Source organism: Microlunatus soli, assembly GCF_900105385.1.
Lineage (GTDB): Bacteria > Actinomycetota > Actinomycetes > Propionibacteriales > Propionibacteriaceae > Microlunatus > Microlunatus soli.
In genome coordinates this window covers 3,184,075-3,205,897 of record NZ_LT629772.1, presented here as the reverse complement: position 1 = coordinate 3,205,897, position 21,823 = coordinate 3,184,075, and the positions used below count along the sequence as shown (strand labels likewise).

The 21,823-nt window shown below is 69.5% G+C and carries 12 protein-coding genes; 3 read left to right on the top strand and 9 right to left on the bottom strand.

Annotated elements, in window-relative coordinates; all coding sequences use genetic code 11:
• Nucleotides 1-3: 3 nt before the first annotated feature.
• The 9 genes from BLU38_RS14695 to BLU38_RS14655 form a co-directional block, all read right to left on the bottom strand.
• Nucleotides 4-2,037 carry a S53 family peptidase gene (locus BLU38_RS14695; RefSeq protein ID WP_091525936.1) on the bottom strand — a complete coding sequence of 678 codons (2,034 nt, stop codon included), beginning with the start codon at nucleotides 2,035-2,037 and terminating at the stop codon, nucleotides 4-6.
• A 394-nt stretch (nucleotides 2,038-2,431) separates the two neighbouring features.
• Entirely contained in the window at nucleotides 2,432-3,595 is a 1,164-nt protein-coding gene (locus BLU38_RS14690; protein WP_091525934.1) for a hypothetical protein, read from the bottom strand.
• Nucleotides 3,592-4,635 carry a hypothetical protein gene (locus BLU38_RS14685; protein WP_157683473.1) on the bottom strand — a complete coding sequence of 348 codons (1,044 nt, stop codon included), beginning with the start codon at nucleotides 4,633-4,635 and terminating at the stop codon, nucleotides 3,592-3,594. Before BLU38_RS14685 ends, BLU38_RS14690 begins: the two co-directional genes overlap by 4 nt.
• An 82-nt stretch (nucleotides 4,636-4,717) precedes the next feature.
• Nucleotides 4,718-7,660: a GAP1-N2 domain-containing protein gene (locus tag BLU38_RS14680; RefSeq protein ID WP_091525929.1), complete on the bottom strand. Its 2,943-nt coding sequence runs from the start codon at nucleotides 7,658-7,660 to the stop codon at nucleotides 4,718-4,720.
• 6 nt (nucleotides 7,661-7,666) lie between these two features.
• Nucleotides 7,667-9,910, bottom strand: a complete 2,244-nt coding sequence (locus BLU38_RS14675) for a hypothetical protein (RefSeq protein ID WP_091525927.1) — start codon at nucleotides 9,908-9,910, stop codon at nucleotides 7,667-7,669.
• 18 nt (nucleotides 9,911-9,928) lie between these two features.
• On the bottom strand, nucleotides 9,929-12,616 hold the full coding sequence (locus BLU38_RS14670) for a hypothetical protein (RefSeq protein WP_091525925.1): 2,688 nt from the start codon (nucleotides 12,614-12,616) through the stop codon (nucleotides 9,929-9,931).
• A 1-nt stretch (nucleotide 12,617) separates the two neighbouring features.
• Nucleotides 12,618-16,241 carry a tubulin-like doman-containing protein gene (locus tag BLU38_RS14665; protein WP_157683472.1) on the bottom strand — a complete coding sequence of 1,208 codons (3,624 nt, stop codon included), beginning with the start codon at nucleotides 16,239-16,241 and terminating at the stop codon, nucleotides 12,618-12,620.
• Between the two features lie 55 nt (nucleotides 16,242-16,296).
• Nucleotides 16,297-19,137, bottom strand: coding sequence for a VWA domain-containing protein (locus BLU38_RS14660; RefSeq protein WP_091525922.1), 2,841 nt, complete (start codon nucleotides 19,135-19,137; stop codon nucleotides 16,297-16,299).
• Entirely contained in the window at nucleotides 19,131-19,631 is a 501-nt protein-coding gene (locus BLU38_RS14655; RefSeq protein ID WP_157683471.1) for a hypothetical protein, read from the bottom strand. The genes BLU38_RS14660 and BLU38_RS14655 overlap by 7 nt, the downstream gene beginning before the upstream one ends.
• Nucleotides 19,632-19,805: 174 nt before the next feature.
• Between BLU38_RS14655 and BLU38_RS14650 the strand changes: the two genes are divergently transcribed.
• The 3 genes from BLU38_RS14650 to BLU38_RS14640 all read left to right on the top strand — a co-directional run bounded on the left by BLU38_RS14650 (nucleotide 19,806) and on the right by BLU38_RS14640 (nucleotide 21,765).
• Entirely contained in the window at nucleotides 19,806-20,423 is a 618-nt protein-coding gene (locus BLU38_RS14650) for a hypothetical protein (RefSeq protein WP_091525918.1), read from the top strand.
• On the top strand, nucleotides 20,420-20,950 hold the full coding sequence (locus tag BLU38_RS14645; RefSeq protein WP_091525916.1) for a GNAT family N-acetyltransferase: 531 nt from the start codon (nucleotides 20,420-20,422) through the stop codon (nucleotides 20,948-20,950). Before BLU38_RS14650 ends, BLU38_RS14645 begins: the two co-directional genes overlap by 4 nt.
• A gap of 68 nt (nucleotides 20,951-21,018) precedes the next feature.
• A complete protein-coding gene (locus tag BLU38_RS14640; RefSeq protein WP_091525914.1) occupies nucleotides 21,019-21,765 on the top strand; it encodes an SDR family oxidoreductase in 747 nt (248 codons plus the stop codon).
• The last annotated feature ends 58 nt before the right edge of the window (nucleotides 21,766-21,823 follow it).

Genomic DNA, 21,823 nt, shown 5'->3' with positions numbered 1-21,823 from the left:
GGCTCAGGCGCCGGCGGCGCTCTTCTTCAGCAGCTTCGCCAGCCCCGGGACCTTCAGGCTGCCGATTCCGGTGAAGTCGTCGTACCCGGTCGCTCCGGTCAGGGTGAAGCCCTGATCGAAGGTGTTCAGGTACTGGGTGCCGGAGCCCGCGCTGGTGTAGCTGATCGCCACCGGGTCGGTCGACGCGGTCACGTCGTGGTAGGCCTTGGCGTTGCCGCTCTGCTGGTAGAGCGCCGGGTTGGCGAAGCCGATCCGGTGCTTGCTCAGCTGCTGGACCAGCGCCATTTTGCCGGCGACCAGTGGGCTGGCCAGGCTGGTGCCGCCGTAGGTCTCGTACTCCAACGGTCCGGTCTCCAACGTCGAGTCGTCCAGGATCGGCCGGATCGCGATCTGGTAGCCGGTGTAGGGGTCGGCGAGGTCGCTGACGTCGGGGATCACCCGGGACGCCTTCGTCCCGCGACCGGAGAGTTCCTTGGGCACGACGCCCTTCTGGTAGGCAGGTTCGGCGATCACCGAGCTGATCCCGCCGCCACCGCCACCGCCGTACAGATCACCGGGCAGCGCAGCGGTGTACTTGCCGCCAGCGACCTGGTCCAGGATGTCGCCCCACCCGACCTCGGACCGGTAGTTGCCCTTGGAGCTGATCGACTCGCTGGTGCCACCGACGGCGGTCACGAACGGCGAGGTGGCCGGCCAGTTGGCAGCAGCCTTGCCGAGGGTGGCGCTGTTGTCGCCGTCGTCACCGGTGGAGTAGTAGAGCCCGATGCCGGTGCCGGCTGCCTGGATGTGCAGGTTCTGCTGGCCGCGGATGACATCGCTGCCGACCGCTTCGGTGGTGTAGCCGTAACTGTTGCTGACCAGATCGGCCTTGCCCTGGTCCAAGATCAACGACAGCGCCACGTCGATGCCGCCGCCGCAGTTCGCGGCCCCGGAGTAGAGGATGCTCGCGCCCGGCGCGACCGCGTGCGCGGACTGGACGTCCAGGTTCTCCTCGCCCTGCCAGCCCGACGGACCGCCACAGAGCGCCTCGTCGGTGAAGTCGCTGGGCTGGGCGCCGATCTGGCTGAACTTGGACAGCAGCGGCTCACCGGCGGCCCGCATGTAGTCGTTGGTGTCCTTGACGATCGTCGGCGAGGCGTAGGCATCGACAATGCCGAGGGTGACGCCGCTGCCGTCGTTACCGGCGTTGATCGACTGGTCCAGGTCGCCGGCCGATCGCAGCTGGCTGGGCAGGTAGCCGCAGATGTAGGTCGGGAACTTCGTCGACCCGTACGCCTCCGGCATCGTGGCCTTGTTCTCACCGTAGTAGGTGGAGCAGGCGTCGCTGGCAGCCTGACTCTTGGGCTGCGGTTTGGCGGCGCCGTCGGCGGTCGCGCCGGAGCCCTTGAGCTTGGCGGTCTTTGCCTTGGCGACCGCACCGGGTACGCCCTGACCCTGCACGACGCTGTCCGGTCGGGTGAGCTTGGTCCGAGCGTTGCCGAGGCTGATGCCGGCGACCCGGCCGGCGACCGAGACCGGCAGCTTCGGCGCGGTGGCCGGGGCCGAGACCGTACTCGAACCGACCCGATAGTTGTGCAGGCTGGTGTCGAAGGCGGCGGAGACCGCGTCGGCCTTGCCGCGGAAGACGACGTACTCCCGGCTCTCCGGTACGGCGGTGATGGTCACCCCGCTGTCCTTCAGATACTTCTTCACCGCGGCCAGATCCGCCTTGGTCGGGGCATACTTCTTGATCCACGCGTGCGGAGTCAGGTATTTGCCGTACCGGGCGTTGCCCGGGGTCGAGACGGCGGTGGCCAGTTGCTGGGCGCCGGCCTCGTCCTGCAGGTCGAGGTAGACCTCACCTTCGACCGTGTCGTCGGCGGCTGTGCCGGCGTCGGCGGCTGTCGTGACGAACGACGGAACCGACCCGGGGAACGCCTGCTGGGCGTTCGGGTCGGCCGATGAGGTGGCAGCGCCGGCCACGACGAGAGCGGCGCTGAGTGCCGCCGCCCCCGTCACGGTCAGTCCGCGTTGCCACCGAATGGATCGGTTGCGCATGAGTTGTCCCCTTCGCGCCGGCGGGTGAATTCCGCGGCGATTCAGACGAGTTGCCTGCAACGTGGTGTTCGGTCGGGTTGGTCCGGTGTGAATAGTCGGTGGTTGATGTGGTGAGCTGCAAGGCGGAGGAGGTGCGCATGTAAGCCGACGACAACGCAGCAAATCGCCGCTTCAAGCGCCGAATATTCGCATCGGACCAACCTGACAGGACACTAGGGACTCAATTCGCGAAAGGGCAGTGTTTCCTGCCGTCAATCGGCGCGGCGCGGATCGCCGCTGAGAATTCGCTCAGACAACGCCCGATTCGGCACCTCGGGGCCAGAATTCACGCACCGGTTCGGCTTGACACACGCGCAGCGAGTCCGATACGGCCCGTTGCCCGAAGCCGAAATGATCACTGCAGGATGCTGCGTTCCGCCGTCGCCCAGCGCAGGGGGTCCAGGCAGCGGAACGACGCGATGCCTCGCTTGTGCAGCCGGTCGCCCTCGGCCGGCTCGCCGAGCGCCGACACCGCAAAGAAGCGATGCCGGTAGGGGCGACCATGCGACGGCGCCGACATCGCGGTCACGAACCGCCGGGCACCGAGCATCTCCAGCAGACTGCGGACCTCCTCGTGCAGCAGCGCGGCGTCGTCGGCCTGGTAGCCCACATGGGTCCCGGGATCGCGCGCGAAGGCGGCGCCCGGATTGGACATCACCCGGCTCCAGTTGGTGCTCTGGACGTGACGCAAGGCCTGCATGGTGTCGAATTTGGACATGATCATCGCGACCCGGGCGTCGCTGTCCCTGGTCAGCTGGATGACCGAGTCCAGTGCTCGGATCGGGTCCCCGACCTGGTGCACCTGGGGCGGCAGCAGGTCCCGCAACAGATCACGGACCTCGGGCACAGCGGTCGGGTCGAAGAGATAGAACACCGCGTCGGCGCGGTTGAAATAACTGAGGTGTTCGGGCAGCCCGGTCAGCCCTTCCAGGTCTTCGCCGGCGGCGTCGCGGAAGACCAGGTAGCGCTGGACGTCGCCGACCACCCCGAGGCTGCAGATCAGCGGATCGCGTTGGTAGGCGTCGGCGACGTTGGTCGGCACCGTGGTGTTCATGATCCCGCGGGCCTCGAACAGCGGTTTCTCGTAGTGGGTCTGGTAGATCTCCCGGCTCGGCCCCGGCGGGAAGCTGAGCGAACCGCCTCGTACGGCGAGGGTTTCGGACAATTGCTTGATCAGCACGCCGAGATAGACGCTCTTGCCGGTCGCGCGGGCACCGGCCAGCGCCACACAGAAGGCGTCGGCCCGGCGCCAGCTCGGCGGCAGGAAGTAGTGGCAGGTCGGGCAGATCTCGAGCCCGCGGCCGCCACACTGATAACAGGTCATCTCCTCCGCCGTCGGAGGGGTCCAGCGCTTGGCGTCCTCGGGGGCCTCGGCTTCCATCAGCGGGGCGTGCTCCATCGGGACGCCGGCGAACGCACTGCCCCGCGGATCGAACTCGCGGCGACACTGACCGGACGCGCACTGCCAGACGACCCGGCGGGTCGGGAGCGCACTGAAGCACCGCGGACATTTCGTCATCGCGTCACCTCCGGATCCGGGTGCAGAGCCGTCAGCAAGGATTTCACGGCCGCGGTGATCAACTCTCGATCCGGTGGGTCGGCGATCAGCGCGCCGCGGTCGATGACGGTGCCGCCGGCCGCTGTCGGCCAGTCGGTCGAGCGGCCCGGTGAGCCGAGGATCAGCAACTGCCCGGCTCTGTTGCCCGTGTTGCCGGCGCCGGCTGCGTCGGGCGCGGACGGCCAGTCTGCCGGTACGCCGCTGGTCACCACCACCGTACGATCCAGGGTTGCTGCCTGATCGGTGGCGCTGCCTGATCGGAATCCGGTGCCGGTCCCGGCCGTCGAGCCGTCCGCAGCCAGCGCCGAGCCGACCTCGGCGGCAAACCGGTCCGGTGCCGCCGTGGCGAGCCGGCGTCCGGTCAGGGTGCCGGCGGCGGCGGTCAACTGCCGACCGGGTGCGATGACCGTACCGATCCCGGCGAGCACATCGCAGGCCGCCGCGACCGATCCGTCGCGCAAGGCCGGCCGCATCGATGCCGACAGGTCGATCATAGCCGCCAACTGCACCGCGCGATCCGGCTCGACCTGGGCGACACCGAGAATCTCGCGGGCGGCATCACGAGCGATCTCGGCCACCGGCGGCAACGGTGTGTCGGCCACGGTCCGCAATCCGATCACCCGGATCTGCCGACCGTCCGGGACGAGCTGGACCAGATCCCGATGGGTCAACCCGGACAGGTCCACCTCGTCCAGGATCACCTGATCGGCATCGGCCGCCGCCCGGTCGTGCCGGATCACCACCGTCACCAGACTCTGCGACGCGAACCGGACCGGTGCGCCGGGCCGGCTCGGATCGTCGACCGGCAGGATCCGCAACGTGACCGGTTCGGTGATCGACGGCAGCACAATCCGATCCGGCCGCTCGATGAACGGCGGCTGCGTCGTCGTTCCGCGCACCGACCACCGATGGCCGAATCCCCGCCCGCCCTGCACCTGAGCGACCAGCGGCGCCGCCGGCACCGCCACCTGACTCCCGGTCCGAAGTATGTAGCTGGTCACGCTCTCCCCCTGCTCGGTCGGCGGCGCTGCGCGCCGGCACGATATATCACGCTTGGGTTGGTGCTGGTGTGGCGGGTGGGGTTCATGGTGTGGTCCGGAGTTTGCGGATCTTGTTCATCACGGCTCGGTCGAGGTCTCGGGTGTTGTCGGCGGCGGACAGGGTTCGGGTCAGCACCTGGACGGTGTCGTCGCGGAGTTGGCGGATCCGGTCCTTGTCGGTGATCTTGGCCAGCCAGTTGCCCAACAGGGCTTCGAGCACGGGTACGCCGCGGACCGTGAAAGCGGACAGCCAGCGGCCGCCGTCGGTCGCCAGGCGTCCGGACAGCGGCGCCGGGTCGGAACGCAGGACGGCCGCCATCGCCTGCGGCATCGCGACCAGTGCCGGCGGGCGTTGGCTGCGCGGGTCGCGGCGCTGCTTCTCCCCGGAGTTGATCACCGCGGCCAGCTGGTCGACCAGTTCCTGGTCCACCGGCACCTGATCGGGACCGAACTGCCCCAGCAGGGTGGCCAGCTTGTCGGCCTCCCGACCGAAGATCAACTCCACCATCAGCACTGCCGCGACGCCGCGGCGGACGTCGGCGGCGTAGTCCGCGACGGCCGGAAAACCGGGCCGGGTCGACCAGGACCGGATCGCGTTCACCACGGTCGCCGTGCTGGTCGACCACCAGGCCGTCGCCCAGGTCCGCTCGGCCAACCATTCCCGGACCTGTGGCAGCAGGTCGGCGTCGGCGGCCGGATGCAGGTCCCGGCGATCCCCCTGCTGGAGCCGACGGCACAGCCGGCGGACGTCGTCGCTCCACCGGTGATCGCTCCACGGGACCGTCAGCAACGTCGCTGCGGTGATCTCGGTCGCGGTGCTCCGGCCGGGTTCGAAGCGATGGACCAATCCGGACAGGTCGTCGGGATCGACCGGTCGACGCAGCAGCGGCAGGCACGGAGTCCAGTCGACCACCGGTTGCCGCCAGGCATTCAACGGAGCCGTCCGCTCGGCGGCCTCCAGCATCGTCCAGACCGCGTACCCGATCTCCTGTTCCCCGAGGGCCTCGACCCCGCCCCGGGCATAGCTGCTCCAGTCCCGCTCGGCACGCAACCAGTAGTCGCCGGGCAGGGCGCCGGTCCGCTCCGCGTCATAGACCGTACGCAGCCTGACCGCGGCCGGGGCCCGCGGATACAGCCAGTCCAGCACGATCGGCGACAGCGTCCGACCGAGCGCTGACGCTGCCGGCGGCTCGATCACCAGACCAGGCCGGATCACCCGCTCCAGCGTCTGTTCGGCCAGCGGACCGATGCGGCCCACCAGCTCGGCGGCGCCGGCACCGGTCAGCCTCGGGGTGAGTGCAACGTCGGCGAGGTGACTGAGCCGTGCGGTGGTCGGGTCGTCGGCCAGGCCGGTGCGGACCAGGAGATCGGCCAGCCGCGCCACCAGCAGCGGGTCCGGAGACGGCAGGTCCAACAGCTCCCGCAGGCGTTGATCAACAAGTCCGGCCAGCCGATCGCGGTCCACCGACGGCGGCGGCTCCGGCAGCGGCACGCCGTCGGCCCTGATCAACCAGTCGTCGTCGACGATCGCCCGCCGCAGATAGCTGTCGAAGATCAACACACTGCCGATCGGGTAGCCGTTGTCCTGATCACGATCAGCTCCCGAACCGTGATCATGAACGGCTCCATGATCATGGACGGGATCATGATCAGCACTGCTCCGGACGGCGGACCCCACGACGGTGGACCGCCACTGCCGCCAGGCGTCGCGGGTCGTCGTACCGCACTGGGTGGCGATCACGGCTGCGGCCGGCCGATACAGATCAGGGAGTTGCTCAAGGTCGGCCGGGCTGTTCCGGCCGATCACCCGAGCCGCCTCGGGCTGCGCCTCGACGAACAGCTCACCGGCCTCGGCCACCGCCATCGCCAGTGGCCAGTCCGCGGAATAGCCCGGCGACCTGCCGGTGCCGGTGACGGCGGCCACCTGCTCGACGATCGGATCGATCCGAGCCAGCACGGTCCGTGCCTGGTCGGGCGATTCGGCCTCCAGCACGACCCGGGCCAGTACCGACCACGCGGTGACAGCGATCCGATCGCCGTGTCCGGTCCGGTGCGGGTGTGCCGATTCGTCCGGGCCGCCGAGATCGCCCAGTTCGGGGAACTCGTCCTCCACCAGCAACACGGTCGGCGTGCCGAGGCTGCGCCGGGCATGATCAACTTCGGCGACGTCGGCGGACGGGATGCAGATCAGCCGCAGCCCGCGCTGCAGTGCCTCGGCGAGACCGGGGGCTCGTTCCAGGGTTGAGAAGTAGATCGTCCGGGAGATCAGCGGAGCAGTCAATCGGGAGACCGCGGCGATCCACTGTGCCGAGCGTTCCGGGTTCAGGACCCCGAGGATCACCGGCGGGCCACCGACGACGGCCGCGGCGCAGGCGTCCAGCAGCGGCCCGAGAACGGCGATCTTGTCGAAGTCGGCGAAGCAGAAGTCGATCAAGGCATCAAGATCGACACCGGTTCCCGGGCCGGGTAGACCGGGCGCCAGCTCCGCCGCCGCGACCTGCTCCGGACCGTACGGGGTCAGCCAGGACGGCGAACGCCACAGATCGATCGGGCGGAACACCGGCGGCGTCGACGGCCTCCGGTCCAACACCACCTGGGAGAACACATTTCCCGGCCGACCGGACGCATCCACCCCAGCCGGCGCGGTGTGCCACCACGCACAGGCCCCGGCAGCAGGTCTGCCGACAGCGGATCCATCAGCGGCAGGTCCTCCCGCCGCGAATCCACTCGCCGGGGCGTACACCAGGCGTCGGGGGAAGCCCGCAATCTGTTCCGGGGTGGGGAATCGCGGCAACTCGACTCCGGTGTCGAGGTAGGTCGACAGCTGAGCGCGCAGCGCGTCGCGTTCGGGATCGGACAGCCGACCGCGGACCTGTTTGACCTGCCAGCCGCCGCCGCTGACGCCATCGTCGAAGGAGGAGTAGGTCAGCTCGGCGTAGCGATCCGACGGCGTCGTCGACCCGACACCCGGCTGCACGGCGGTCATGATCAGCTACCGGACCCGCAGCTCGTCGACCGCCGGGTCCAGCAACGCGACCCGGGTCAGCACCGTCGCCGGCACGTCGACGAACAGCCGGATGAAGCCGCCGCCGAGTCCCTTCACCGACGCCTTCCAGGCGCAGTCGGCGAACTGCGGGGACAACCGCCGCGGTTGGAAACGTCGGGTCGGCGGGGTGACCTCGTCGATGTCCTGGGTGACCTCGAGGACATCACCGTCATCGGGGTGCAACGGCAGCCGATCGGTGCGATGCACCAGCACGAAGGGTGGCACCCGATTGTCCAACAGCTCCTGCTGAGCAGCGATCTGGATCCCGATCTCCTTGCGCAACAATCCACGCTTGGGACGGACCTGATACCGCAGTCGGAGCAGCCCGCGATAGGTCACGCTGATCGGTGTACCGACCACCGGGACCCCGATCTGCTGGCCGTGCTGGTCGGGTTTGCCCGCCGTGTAGGAGCGGCCGGCCAGGTGGACCGTACAACCTGCGGCGGGCAGCGGCTTGGGGAACGGGAAGCCACCGAGCAACTCGTAGCGCTGTCGGGCGATCTCCATCGGCCACTCATCGGGCACCGGTGGCTGGTCGACACCGGTCACCTGCAGCACCACCGAAGCGGCATCGGACGGCCACCCGAACTTGACGATCTGTTCGTCGCAGCGCTCCACCAGCACCGGGTCGGTGACCTGGTGCACCCGGACCGCGGGGACGCTGCGGCCGACCTTGCCGCGCCGGTCCAGCACGGTGACCGGAGTCAGATAGGCCCGGTCCCAGTCCCGCGGCCACGGCACGTCGGTCATCGCGTCCCGGCCGTCGGCGAGTCGGCTCAGCGGATGGGTCAACAGCGCCTCGTCCTTCAACTCCATCGAGGGCAGCGCCGACAGGTCGACCACCATCCCCTCCGCGCCGGCGCGCGGACCGTTCGGCGTTCGGTAGATCACCACCCGACCGGCCGACGGCGGCCGCCAGGCCAGCGCGAAGACCGGCTCGTTGTCGTCGCCGCCCTGCTCGACGGAGAGATCGTCGATCGCGTCCAGCACCGCCGACACCGTCAGCTCACGGCGGACCGGTGCCGACAACATCGACTTGTCGCCGATCGCGGCCTCGGCCTGGAAGAGGTAGACGAACCGTCGACCGCGCTCGGCCTGCCGGTCGACGAAGCCGCCCAGGCAGGGTTGGTCGGAGAGGATCCGGTAGTGCGGATCCGCCCCGCGAGCGGCTCGTTCGGCCGGGATCCGGAAGACGTGTACCCGATCCACGCCGGGCAGCGTGGTCCAGCGGGCGATCACCTGGCCCTGGTCCTCGCTGATGTCGACCTGCTGCACCGGCGCCACCGCCGCGCCCTCGGCATGCAGCTTCGGCTGTCGCAGATACAGCTCGCCGATGCTGTCGCCGGTGTTCCGCCAGACCTGCAGATGCCGGATCGCCGAGCCGAACCCGCGGCCGTCGGTCGCGGTCAGGTCGGTGGTCAGGGCGATCAGATCGGCCTGCTCGGGAGCGTACGGCGGATAGCTGTCGTCGGCGCCGACCAGCCGGTACGCCGTCACCCGGCCACCCGCCGACTCCGGCGGCGGCCAGCGGACCGCCAGCCCCTGCTCGGTCGCGGTCACCGAGAGGTTGACCACCTCACCGGCCGGCTCGCTGTAGTCGTACGGCACGAACCGATTGACATCCAGCCCGTCCCCGGTCATCGGGCGCGTCGAAGAACCCTCACCGGAGAAGGGGCCTGAGCCGGTCGAAGGATGGCTCGGGGTTGTCGTCGGGTGCGGTCGGCGGTCGGCGGCCCGCTCTTCGACAGGCTCAGGGATCGATGACTGCGGCGCCGATCCGGATTCCGTGCGCGGCAGGTCCTCGGCTGTCCAACCGGTGTCGGAGGTTCCTGAGCCTGTCGAAGGATCGGTATCGGTCATCGACGGAGAGCCCTGTTGATCATGAAGTGGCCCTTCGACAGGCTCAGGGCTCTGCGGCTCAGGGCTCTGCGGCTGAGGCTGGGCGAGTTGCGGGGCGACAGGTGTGGACAGCCGGTCCATCTGGTCGGCGACCTCGGCGGCGAACGGACGCAGGCTGGTGGGCAGCATCCGTTCGATCTCCCGGGCAGCCCGTCGACCGCTGCGGGCGATCGAACGCAGGTAGCTGTCCTTGAATGCACCGAGCGGGATCCGGGACTCCCGGACCGCGCGGTCACGCCAGGCCTTCAGGTCCTCGAAGATCGGATCGTCCTGTCTTCCCGGAGCTCTCATCGCCTCCCAGCTTCCTGATCAGAACACACTGTCAGCACTCGGTGGCTGCCATTGTTGCTGTTGCCCGGCGGCATCCTCGACCAGTCCGAGCTCGAAGACCGGCAGACCGTCGGTGAGTTGGATCAGGACGGCGATCCGGCTCAGGCCGCGATTGGTCTCGGTGAACCAGTGCTGGGCGATCCGATGCCGGCCCGCGACCCGGGCCTCGGCGCCGAAGATCTCCGGGCTGAGGGTCTGCTGGCCGTCCCGCAGCGCAGCGACGGTGGCGGCGTCGGTGTTGGCGGCGAAGTCGACCCAGTCCTGGACCGTGCCGTCCACCCGCACCCGGGCGACCAGCTGCCGGCTGAGTTCGGAGTTGTTCAGTCCGTCGGCGATCCGTGACCAGTACCAGTCGCCGCCGGTGGCGCCGATGCCGGAACGTTCCAGATCGTCGGCCCAGGCCAGCAGCAGTGACTCCTGGTCGCTGCCTTCGGCGAACATCCGCTGCGGGTCGTCGCGCAGATCCATCGCCCGCGGACCCAGCCGGCTCGGCGCATCGGCCAGCACCCGCAGCCACGGCGCCTGTCGGCCCGAGGTCAGCCAACCGGCTCCGAACAGCTGCCGTCGGGCCCGTTCGACGGCTTCCGCGACGACCGCCGGGTCGGTTTCGGCGTTGCCGATCCGGACCGACAGCGGCAGTCCGTCGGTCTGCGAGGCGGCGTCGTCGCGGGCATCCGCGTCGTGTCCGAACGGTTCGGCCAGCAGCACCCCGAGCACCCGCGACCAGGCCAGGAACTGGTCGTAGGCCTCGGTCAGCCGACGCAGATCGCGGGTCGCGTAGGCGAGGTTCTGCCGATTGGCCTCGGCCTGGGAGCCGATCTCGCGGCGCCGGTTGAGCTCGGAGAACAACGCCTGCTGGTTGCGGACGAACAGGATGAACGATCCGATCAGCCAGGCGATCAGCACGCCGACGCCGGCGAAGGCGACCACCGACCAGTCGATCACGTCGAGGCCGCGCAGCACGAACAAGATCACTTCCAAGACGACGAAGACGACCAGGAAGATCCGCATCAGCTTGGCCAGTTTGCGTTGCCGGCGGCGGGTCTCGTCCTCGATCTCGGACAGGTCCGCGGCCTGGGCGAGCGCTTCGACCAGGGTCCGTACCTCGGTCTGGGTGTCGAGGACGGCCTTGCCGAGCCGGGCTCCGACCCGTCCGACGAAGCTGTGCTGCCAGCGCGCCTTCCAGTCCCGTAGCCGGGACAGGGTCCGATCACCGCTCAGATCGCGGGCGCCGGACAGCCGTTGCTCGACGGTGTAGCTGCCCAGCACGTCGGCCGGATGCAGCGCCGGCACGAGTCCGTCAGGGTCGAGCCGGGTGTCGGGACCGGGTGCGATGTCGGCGGGGCGACGGATGACGCCGAGATCGGTGCCGACGGTGATCGGCGGCAGCCCGGCCTGGGTGCCGCGGTCGCCGGCGTCGGCCAACGTCAGCGCGGCTCCGACGTAGTCCTGCCAGAGCGGTCCGAGATCGGCCCGCGCCGGTTGGCTGAGCTGGCCGGACTCGACGAAGGCGTCCTCCAGCTGCCCCGACGCGGCGGCCAGCTCCCGCCAGTCGGCCGGGCTGCCGTCCGGGCGCACGCCGCGGACCACCACCTCGTAGGCGGAGGGTTCCCTGCCGAAGACACCGCTCTGCACCGCCGAGGCGGTCTTGGAGGCGACCTTGTTGAGCATCGTCCGATACCAGTTCATCGGCGCGTTGCGGACCGTGGCCCAGATGAAACCGAACAACATCCGGACCGCATGCAGCGGACCGACCTTGGCCGCGCTGCTCGGCGGCGGTTCGACCCGCGGACCGCGCAGCACCGACCGATGCTTGGTCCACAGCTGTTGGGCCATCGCGGTGGTCGCGGCCGGGACGTCCTCGACCGTTGCCGCCTGCCCGGTGCCGGTCCGCGGCCGGGGAAGCCCGGCCCGCATCGAGAAGACATCGCCGCGGACGGCCTGTTGCACCGTGTCGGCGTCCAGTCGGCGGTAGTAGCCGCGGGCCACCCGGACGGTGTTGCCGGGCAGGATCGCCTGGTCGTCCAGGGGTGCGGCCCCGATCCCGGCCCACAGCCCGGTCAGGCCGGCAAGGACGGCCGCCGCGGGCGGACCGATCTCGATCGCGTCGTCGGTCGACGACAGCATCCGCATCCCCAGTCCGGGACCGGCCGCGTCCTCCGGTGAGATGACGACGTTGTGCCAGCCCTCCCGCGCGACCTGGGCCGAACCGGCGGCGGCGTCGGTCCTGGTGACGATGCAGCGCAGCCGGTCGACCGTCGCCGGTCCGCGGGCCAGGGTGACCCGCTCGGCGAACCGGTCCTCGACATCGGGAGCGATGACGTCCGGGGCGATCGGTTGCGTCGACGCCGCCTCGGCCGCCGTCACGACCGGGACCAGGATGCAGAGCCGGATCCGGTCCAGCCGCCGGGTGGCCAGGACGTCCTCGACCGTCGTCGGGCTGACCTCGCCGTCGGTGACCAGCAGGCCGCGATCGGCCGGTCCGGCGCCGGGCTCGACCCACAGGTATTCACCGACCAGGCCGATCGCCGACCAATCCTGGAGTGCTTCCCGGATGCCGGCCAACGGCCCACCCGCCGGTGCCGCGAGCACCACCAGCGACCGTCCGGTCGGCGGTGCGGTCGGCGACGCCGGGGCCGGGGCGCTGTTCTGCGCCGGTTGACTCACCTCAGAACACCTCGCCCTCCGGCATGTCGATCCGTGGTCCGGTCGACGTCGCGGACCGGCCGTCGGAGGACTGCTGGTCCTCATAGGCCTGATCCAGCAGGCTCGCCAGCTGCCGGGTCGCCCACCAGATGTCCGGCGCCAGGTCGCGGAAGATCGGTGCCTGGGCGGACTGCCCGCGGGAGTCGACCTCGGAGAAGGTGCCACCGCCCGGCGCCCCGTCGGTGCCGGCCGACAGGAAGTGCACACCGGCCAGGGCGCCCGGCCCCTTGTCGCCGATCAGCCAGTCCTTGGCCAGCTGATGGCGTTCCTCGGGGGTGGTCGCGGCGGCCAGGCTCGGGATCCGGGACTCGCGACCAGGACTGCTCCCCGAACGCAGCCATTCGGCGAGCAGTTCCCGGCCGGACAGCGGGGTGATGCCGGCGGCCGGGCCGCCGGCGTTGCCGTCGTAGAGCGCCCGCAGGCAGGCGTACGGCCGGAGCGACGACAACTCCGGTGCGTCGGTCACCCGGGCGATCGCGATCAGCACCGATTCCAACACCGCGGGCAGCCAGTCGTATTGGGCCAGGAACTGCTGCGGGGTGGTGAGCAGCGGATTCGGGAAGCCGATCCAGCGGCCGGCTTCGCGGTCGTACACCTCGACCGGCTGTTGGTACGGCGGCGCCGGGATCTTCAGCTCACCGATGATCTGGCCGACGTACCAGCCGGCCACCATGGCGCGGCGTTCGGCGACCGACATCGGTAGCGCAGCGGCCAGCGGACGGGCCCGGCGGTAGGACCAGAACGCCTGCCGGGCCTGGGGTGCGCTGCCGCTCCACTGTTCGGCGACCGGCCGCAGCACGGCGTCGAAAGCCAATGGTGAATACAGCGGGTAGGAGCCGAAGATGTCGATCCGTCGCGGGTCGCCCTGATCGGCCAGCGCATCGGTGAAGTTGTCCCGGGTGGACTGGTCGATCGCGGAGTTGCCGGTGATCTCGACAGCCAGGTCGTCGGCAAGGTTCAACTCGGCGAACGGGATGTCGGAGAACTTGTACCGATACTGGACGCCGTCGCCGCCGTGCAGCAGCCGGACGATCTGTTCGTTGACGCTGATCAACGGCATCGCCAGCCGCAGTGCCTCACCGAACTTGTCGACCATCTCGGCGCTGCGCTTGCGTTGCTCGCGTTCGCGTTCGTTGTCGTTCACGTCGGTGCCGGTGATGTGGTCCCGCAGTGACACCGAGGCGAAGCGGTTGAACGATTCCTCCGGTCGGGCGACGAAGCTGCGGGCCCGGTCCAGTAGTTCGGCCGGGCGGACATGCAGGTCGTAGCGGGCCTGGCTCGGCACGATCGCCTCGCCGGTGCCCGGGTCGGTGGCGAACGCCCGGGACCGCCATTCACTCGTCCGCACCAACAATCCGGACGGCGGGCGATGGCCGCCGGTGGTCTGCCAGACGCCGGCGATCACCTGCGCGGCGATGGTCCGGGCCGGGTCGCCGGCGATCACGATGCCGGTCTCGTGCTGGCGTCCGCCCCGGTCCTCCGACGGCACCGCCGCCCGACGATCGGAGACGAACTGGGCGGGGAAATGGGAGGACGGGGTGAGCAGCACCTCGTTGTTGGCCTCGTCGAAGCGGCGCGGCACCTGGCCCGCCTGATCACCGGAGCCGGACGGCGCATCGGACGGCCAGGCGGCGTACTGGTTGGTCTTCAGCAGGGCGAGGCCGTCCAGTTTGACCGGTGCCTGGCGGGCCGCCTCGAGCTCGGCCTGCCGGGCCCGGATCGCCTCGCTCAGGCCGGGCAGCACGTCGGCGCGGAAGGACCGCAGGGTGGCCGCGACCAGCTCGGACACCTTTCGGTAGTAGGTGTTGATCACCTTGCGGCGCAGTCCGTCGGTGCCGTCGTTGACGATGCTGTCGATCACCGACGCGCCGCCGGAGATGGCGCCCTTGACCTGGGCCAATCTGGTGCGGACCGCCGGCGGCAGCTCGGACAGGTCGCCGCCGGAGGTACGGGCCAGTCCGTCGGCGCCCTCGATCACGACGTTGCCGAGGTAGCTGCCGAGCCGGTCGACCAGCCCGCCGGCATAGGCCAAGCCGAGACGGGCGACAGCACCGGAGACGGTCTGTTCGACGGCGTTGATCAAGGTCCGCTGCCAGCCGAACACCCAGCGGGCGGCTTCGGCGTTGATCGATTCGGTGATCACCGGTGCCTGGGCGGCCAGCCGTCTCGTCGCCAACTCCAACCACTGCCGGGCCTGTTGACCCTCCGGCGAGCTGAGCCGGCTGACGAAATCGGAGTCGATGATCCGGCGGGCGACCGGTTCGGCGTCCGCGCGGGGCAGCACGGTGGAGGTCATCCAGGATCCGACCGCCTGCTGCAGGTCGGCGCCGCCCGCGTCGGGCAGCCCGGTGGCCGCGCAGATCGACGTCCATTGGCTGTCCAGCAGGGCGTTCACCTGTTCGGTGCCCGAGGCCTGGTTGCCGGGTTGCAGGTGTCCGTCGAGAAGTTGATCAACGCTGCGCCGGGCGATCCGCTGGGCGGCGTATTCCTGGTAGCGGTCCCGGCCCATCGACAGACTGGCGAAGCCGAACGAACCCCACGGCACCGAGTCCGCAGGATCGGCGCCCCAGCCGAGCGGGTCGAGACTCGGCGGGATCGAGCCGGTGTTGCCCAGGTCGTAGGAGACGAACTGGTTGGTGGCGGTGTCGCTGACCATCACACCGGCCAGCCCGCGGGCCAGCCCGCGATAGACGCTGAGCTGGGTGCCGTCGCCGAAGACGGTACGTTGCGCGCCGACATGGCGGCCGACCGGGAACACCCGGGCGAACGGGATCTCCGCGCCCTGACCGGTCTGGATGCCGACGCCGCGGAGCACGGCGTCGTCGTGTTCGCGGGCCGCACCGGTCTGGCTGGCGACGATCTCGCCGAGCATCCCGAGCCCGTTGGCCCGGACGCCGCTGCGCGCCGACGGCGGCAGCACGTCGAAGATGTCCGGGCTGGCCATGAACATCGCCGTCAGTCGCGGATCATGATCGGAGAGCTGGGCCAGGATCCGGCAGACGTCCAGCGCCATCGACGCGCCCGAGCCGCCGGCCATCGAGGTGACCACCAGCACGATCGGTTTGTCGGCCGGGTCGAAACGGGCGCCGGTTGCCGCGGCCGTCCGACGCATCTGATTGGTGGCCTCGTTGCTGACCATCGCAGTCCAGGCCGCGGTCAGACCGGAACGGACCTGGTCGGCCCGGGCCAGGGTGATCATCCGGCCGATGGTCCGATACTGGCCGGCGCCGACGCTGATCGGGGTGGACACCTTCCGAGGGTCCCGCGGCGCCCAGGTGCCGATCTCGGCCAGCGCGCGATTGTTCTGCAGCCGTCCACTGACCGCATGATCAAGTTCGGCGTAGGCACCCGAGGTCGGGCCGAGCCCGAGGTAGCGGCCGCCCTGCTCGACCACACTGCCCAACCCGTCGGGTCCGGGCTCTTCTGCCGCCGGCACGTCAAGATGGACGAACTGCCAGCCGGCCGGAAGTGCGGTGACCGCATCGGCACCGGCCTGTTCGGAAAGGTCGGAAGCGAGCTGGTCCATCATGTAGGCCAGCGTCGACCCGCCAGAACCTCCGCAGCCGACCACCAGGAAGCGTCTCACCGTCGTACCCCTTCGCGTCGTGCTCTGCTTGTCTGAAGTTGCGCGCTGTCTGTCGTCACGATCTCGGTCCCCGTTCGTCCTCCGGTGGATCGAAGGAGAAGTCGAAGGTCAAGTCTTCCTGATCCGAGGGTCCTGAGCTTGTCGACGGACCGTGACCCTGCTCAGCACCCGAGTCCTGTGGTGGCGATTCCTGCCCTTCGACAGGCTCAGGGCTCCTCCTGGGCTGCTCGGGCGCCTGATCTTGACCTGCCCCACCGAAGTCGAAGCCGCCGGTGTTCGCGGCCGGAAGATCAAGACCGAACGGATCCGCCGGCTGCTGACCCGAGGCCGCACCGGCACCGGCGAACGGATCCGGCTGCGACGGGGCCTGGCCGGCGTTGCCGCGCAGTCGGTGCAGCAGTTCCGGTGCCCGGGCGTTGATGTCGTCCAGGTACTCCTGGCGACGTTGTTGATCTTCGCTGGCGTCGGTGCCGAGCAAGATCAACAGGGTGGCCTGATCGGCGGCACCGGCCGGATTGTGCAGCAGCGCCCAGGTGTTGTGCACCGCCAGCGGCAGCCGGGCGGCGCGCTGATCGCCGTACGGTTCGGGGTTGGTCGAGCTCGCGCCGATCATGCCGGGCGCGTCGACCACGACAAAGCCCGGCCCGAACGGCGATCTGCCGATTTTGGTCGCCAGCCCGAAGCCGCCGGCGTCGGCCTGTCGCGCGCCGCCGACCGGCAACCGGACCATGTCGGTCAGGTCACCGCTGCGGAACGCGACCGGTTGCCCGTCGCGCAGCACCTGAGCTCCGGAGACGGTGACGTCGATGCGTTGCCCGAGCAGCGCCCGTGGCGGGATCTTGGCCGTCAGGTACTTGGCCAGATAGAGCAGGCCGAGCGGGATGCCGGGTCCGAGGATCAGCGCGACCAGCAGTGCGAGCAGGAAGTTGAAGGTGTCCAGCGGCTTGTTCAGATCGGCGGTGAACGGCAGCTGCACGGTGCGGGCCTTGGCCGGTTCGTTCTCCGGGGCGACCTTGACCGCGACCGTGCCGTCCAGGGTGCCGTTGCCGCCTTGGGCGGTGGTCAGCTGCAGCTCGAGCTGATCGGTCTTGCCGTCGGCGACCTTCACGCAATTGCCGGCCTGATCGGCGTCGGCGGTGATGCCGGTGGCACCGAGGCCTTCGGGGCCCGCCTCGATCTTCGGATCGGCAGCCGGCAGCCAGACACAGCCGGGGCCGGTGACCTGCACCGTCGCCGTCGCATCGGCCGGTCCCTCGATCGATCCGAAGTCGGCGACCTGGCCGAGCTGCGGGTATCCCAACGGCGGGCTGATCGTCACCGGGATGTTCGCCTGCTGCGGGGCGAGCTCGGTGCCGGCGATCTTCTTGCCACGCGAGTCCGTGGTACCGGCGGTGGTCACCGCAAGCCGGAGCTGCAAGGTCGCCCGTCCCGGGTCGAGCTTGCGCAGATCGACGGTGAACGGTTTGCTCAGCCGGTCGGCCGACAGATTCTGACCGAGATCGACGGTCTTGTCACCCGATCGCAACGATGCGTCCATCGAGACGGCGCCGAGCAGCTTGCCGGGGTCGATCGGCTGCTGCTCGCCGTCGACCAGTCCGAGCCGTACGTTCTTGATCGTCTCACCACTGCGGAAGGTTGTCTTGTCCTTGTTGATCAAGGCGGGATAGATGTCACCGGAGATGTGGATGCTGGTCCGGGACTTCGCGTCGGGAGTCTTGGACTTGGGGTCGACGAAGACGACCGCCCACTGCCCGGCCCAGCTCTTGCTCCGCTTCAGGTCGATCGACATCGTCTTGTCCGACAGCCATTCGATGCTGCCGGTGGCGGCCTTGGTGATCTTGCGTTCCTTGCCGACGGTGGACGGTCGGAAGCGTTGCGGGTCACCCTTCGGTGGCACCAGATAGACGTCCAGGCCGGCCGGCGCGGAACCGAGGATGTGCACCGTGCTGATCGAGTCGTCGAGCACGAAGTTATGGCGGAACTCGGTGCACACCTTGCCCTGGCAGATGCCGGTCTGCTGTTCGGTCGGCTCCCGTCCGGGGTCCATGATCTTGTCGAAGGCGAACAGCAGATCGTCGATGTTCGAGGCCAGGGTGAAGAGCCCGGGCGTCGGCTTGCTGATCTTGCCGCAGTCGTCGGAGCCGGTGGCGATCGATTTCATGGTGGAGAAGTCCGGGGCCTTGGCGTCTGCGGATTCCAGACCGATGGCGAACAGTGCGATCTCGGAGCGACGGAGCTGGTCGGCGATGCCGCCGGTCCGGCAGAGATCACGGGTAGCGGCCCGCTCGGCCTGCTGCACACCGCCGGCCGTGGTCAGATCCGCATCCGGTGCGTACGGCTTCGTGGTCGCCTCGTCGCTGGGATCGGACTCACCGCGAAGATCAAGATCGAGGTTGCCGTCGCTGAACCAGACGACGGCCTGGCAGCGGTCGGTGCCCTTCGACTTGGCTGCCAGGGCGGAACGGGCGCCGTCCAGGCCGCTCCAGTAGTCGGTCTGGTAGCCGTTCTCGCGCTCGGCGAAGCCGTCGATGGTGGAGTTGATCTTGCTACCGCCGGAGCCGTCCAGCCGATCCCAGCCGCCGGCCGGGTGATAGCCGGTGGAGAAGCCGGCGACCTGCACGTCGAGGTCGACCTTGGCCCGGCTGCTGAACTGTCCGAGTTGATTGATCAGGTATTTGGCGGCGCTGATCCTGGCGTCGTCGGGATCGGAGGTCTGCAGGCTCTTGGAGTCGTCGATCAGCAACATCAGGTCGCCCTTGTGCTGGGCCACCAGGCAGCCGCCGTAGTTGTCGATCGCAGAGTTGTCGTCGGCGGCCGCTCGGGGTGCGGTGATCACCAGAGTCGCTGCCGTCACCGCGAAGAGCAGCACGGCCAGGATCGAGCGACGGGCTACCACCGGCCCACCCAGAGCGCGATCCGGATCGCGCTGACGATGACGCCGACCAGGCAGACGGCGAGGCAGGCGTAGTAGCCGGCGATCAGCCAATTCGGTGCGACGTAGATCGGTTGAGCGCGGCGCCGGGTGTCGGCGGTCGTATAGAGCGCGAGGACACCGATCGCGAACGGACCTGCCAGCACCCAGCCGATCACCGCGAGCGCCGGCAGGGCACCGAGCAGTGCGGCCAGCAGTAGACCGATGACCGCGGCTGCGGCACTGATCCCCAGCAGGGTCAGCGGCGGCCCGGCCACCGCTAGCGCACCGGTGGCCGGTCCGTGTGCCGTCCCCAGGTCGGAGAGGGCATCGAAGCCGGAATCGGCTGCCCGTACGGATCGGCCCGCTCCGGTGCCGCCGTCACGCCCAGAGTCGGACGTGGTCAGATCCGACTCGGCGGACTGACCGGCCCGTGGAGCGCCGAACTCCGAGAAATCCCAGGGGTCCTTCTCGGCCAAGGTTCCTCCAGATGTCGGTGACACATCATGATTACCAGATCGACGAACCAGCATTGCTTCGAATCCGGCGGCGAGTGGTACCGAACCGGTCAGGATCAGGGACTTCACGGTGTTCGTTCAGGGTCGGTGTCTCGGCGGCGCCGGACCTGCCGGCCGCTCGGTACCATCGAAGCCATGGTGCCCGACGAACGCGCGGACCGGCCAGCATCGGCCGCCGGCTCGACGAACCCGTTCGATTTCGACGACCAGCCGGCCCCCGGCGACGGCGTCGACCGTCGGCACTCCGCTCCGCCGTCGGGCGACAGATTCGACCCGTTCGGTCTCGACACCCGGACCGAACCGACCCGGACCCGGACCGGGCAGCGCGTCTCCTGGGCAGCTGTGATCTTGGTCCTGGTCGGCGCGCTCGCGATCGGCGTCGGGATCGCCGGTGCGCTGGCCTCGATCGAGATCGAGGGACGTTCTCCGCTCGGGGCGATGCTGTGGTGGGGCACCTGCGCACTGCTCGGCTTCCTGATCATCGTGATCGGCCTGGTCAGCGCCATCGTCGGCGTGGTCCAGGCCGAACCGCGGGTGGTGGCGGTGATCGCCTTGATCGGTGCCGTCGTCGCGGGCTGGATCGCCGCCTACATCGGTTTCAAGATCGGGGCTCACGAACTACGTCTCGAAGCGCTGCGGGAGGTCGGCACCAGCGGCCCGGACGCGATACCGGCGATCGCCACCTCGTTGCGGGAACGCGGGGTCGACGTCGGGCCGCTGCTGCCGATCCTGCGTCAGGTCTTCGGCCGATGACGCTGCCCGACCGGGCGGAACGGCGGGCCCTGGCGGCCCGCATCAGGTTCAGTGCCGTCGCTCCCGACGCGGCACCGGCCCGGATCGCCGTCGAACGCTACTTCGCCGAGATCGACCGCCGGTTCGCCACCGGATTCGCTGCCGCCGAGCAGTCGGCCCACGACCTCGAGTCGTTCAGCCCGCCGTACGGGATCTTCGTGATCGGCACCGACGACACCGAGCCGATCGCCTGCGGCGGCGTCCAGACCATCGACGTCGATGATCACCGCCGCTGTGCCGAGATCAAGCGGATGTGGGTCGCCGACAATTGGCGCGGCACCGGTCTGGGATCGCGGCTGCTGCGGGACCTGGAGTCGCGGGCCGCCGCCCTCGGCCATCACCGGGTACGGCTGGACACCAACGACACCTTGACCGAGGCAATCGGTCTGTATCGCCGTGCCGGCTATCACGAGATCGACCGGTACAACGACAATCCGTACGCCCGGCTCTGGTTCGAGAAGGAGCTCGCCTGGATCTCCGGGTCCTGATCGGATGGTCCCGGTCGCCGCTTCCCTTGGCTGGGACTGTTCGGCCGGAGGCTGGTTGACTTGGGCGCATGGCACGTCCTCTGACCATGATCACCGGCGGCACCCGAGGCATCGGGGCAGCCACCGCAGAACTGCTGGCCCGGGCCGGCCATGATCTTGTCCTCGGCTATCACCGTGACGGTGACGCCGCCGAACGGACGGCTGACCAGGTCCGCCGGCACGGCGGCAGCTGTGTGACTGTGCCTGGCGACCTGACCCGAGAAGCCGACATCGATGCGCTGTTCACGGCAGCCGCCCGGCTGGGCCGGCTGAGTGCGGTGATCAACAACGCCGGCGTCACCCTCACGTTCGCTCCGTTGGCCGAGACGTCGACCGAGATCATCCGCCGCACCATCGACATCAACCTCACCGCTGCTGTGCTGGTCGCCCGGAAGGCGGTCCGGGTCCTCGGCCGATCCTTCGGCGGCACCGGCGGCGTGATCGTCAACGTGTCCTCCGGCGCGGCCAGCATCGGTTCACCCGGCGAGTACGTGTACTACGCCGCCGCCAAGGCCGGACTGGACACCCTGACCATGGGGCTGGGCAAGGAGGTCGCCGCCGACGGCGTCCGGGTGGTCGGCGTGGCTCCGGGACTGGTCGACACCGACATCCATGCCTCGGCTGGTGACGCCGGCCGGGTGGACCGGATGGCGCCCCAGATCCCGATCGGTCGAGCCGGTCAACCATCCGAGATCGCCGAGGCGATCGCCTGGTTGATCAGCGATCGGGCCAGCTACGTGACCGGCGACACCCTCCGCGTGGCCGGCGGGCGATAGCGGGACGGCCCTGGGCGCTGCCCACCGGCGATAGCCTGGTTCAGCCACAGCGGCCGTG

What these genes read in the sequence shown, in the direction of transcription:
- BLU38_RS14640 (WP_091525914.1), top strand. Translation starts at nt 21,019, where the DNA reads ATGGCACGTCCTCTGACCATGATCACCGGCGGCACCCGAGGCATCGGG.
- BLU38_RS14675 (WP_091525927.1), bottom strand. Translation starts at nt 9,910, where the DNA reads ATGAGAGCTCCGGGAAGACAGGACGATCCGATCTTCGAGGACCTGAAG.
- BLU38_RS14645 (WP_091525916.1), top strand. Translation starts at nt 20,420, where the DNA reads ATGACGCTGCCCGACCGGGCGGAACGGCGGGCCCTGGCGGCCCGCATC.
- BLU38_RS14695 (WP_091525936.1), bottom strand. Translation starts at nt 2,037, where the DNA reads ATGCGCAACCGATCCATTCGGTGGCAACGCGGACTGACCGTGACGGGG.
- BLU38_RS14680 (WP_091525929.1), bottom strand. Translation starts at nt 7,660, where the DNA reads ATGACCGCCGTGCAGCCGGGTGTCGGGTCGACGACGCCGTCGGATCGC.
- BLU38_RS14690 (WP_091525934.1), bottom strand. Translation starts at nt 3,595, where the DNA reads ATGACGAAATGTCCGCGGTGCTTCAGTGCGCTCCCGACCCGCCGGGTC.
- BLU38_RS14650 (WP_091525918.1), top strand. Translation starts at nt 19,806, where the DNA reads ATGGTGCCCGACGAACGCGCGGACCGGCCAGCATCGGCCGCCGGCTCG.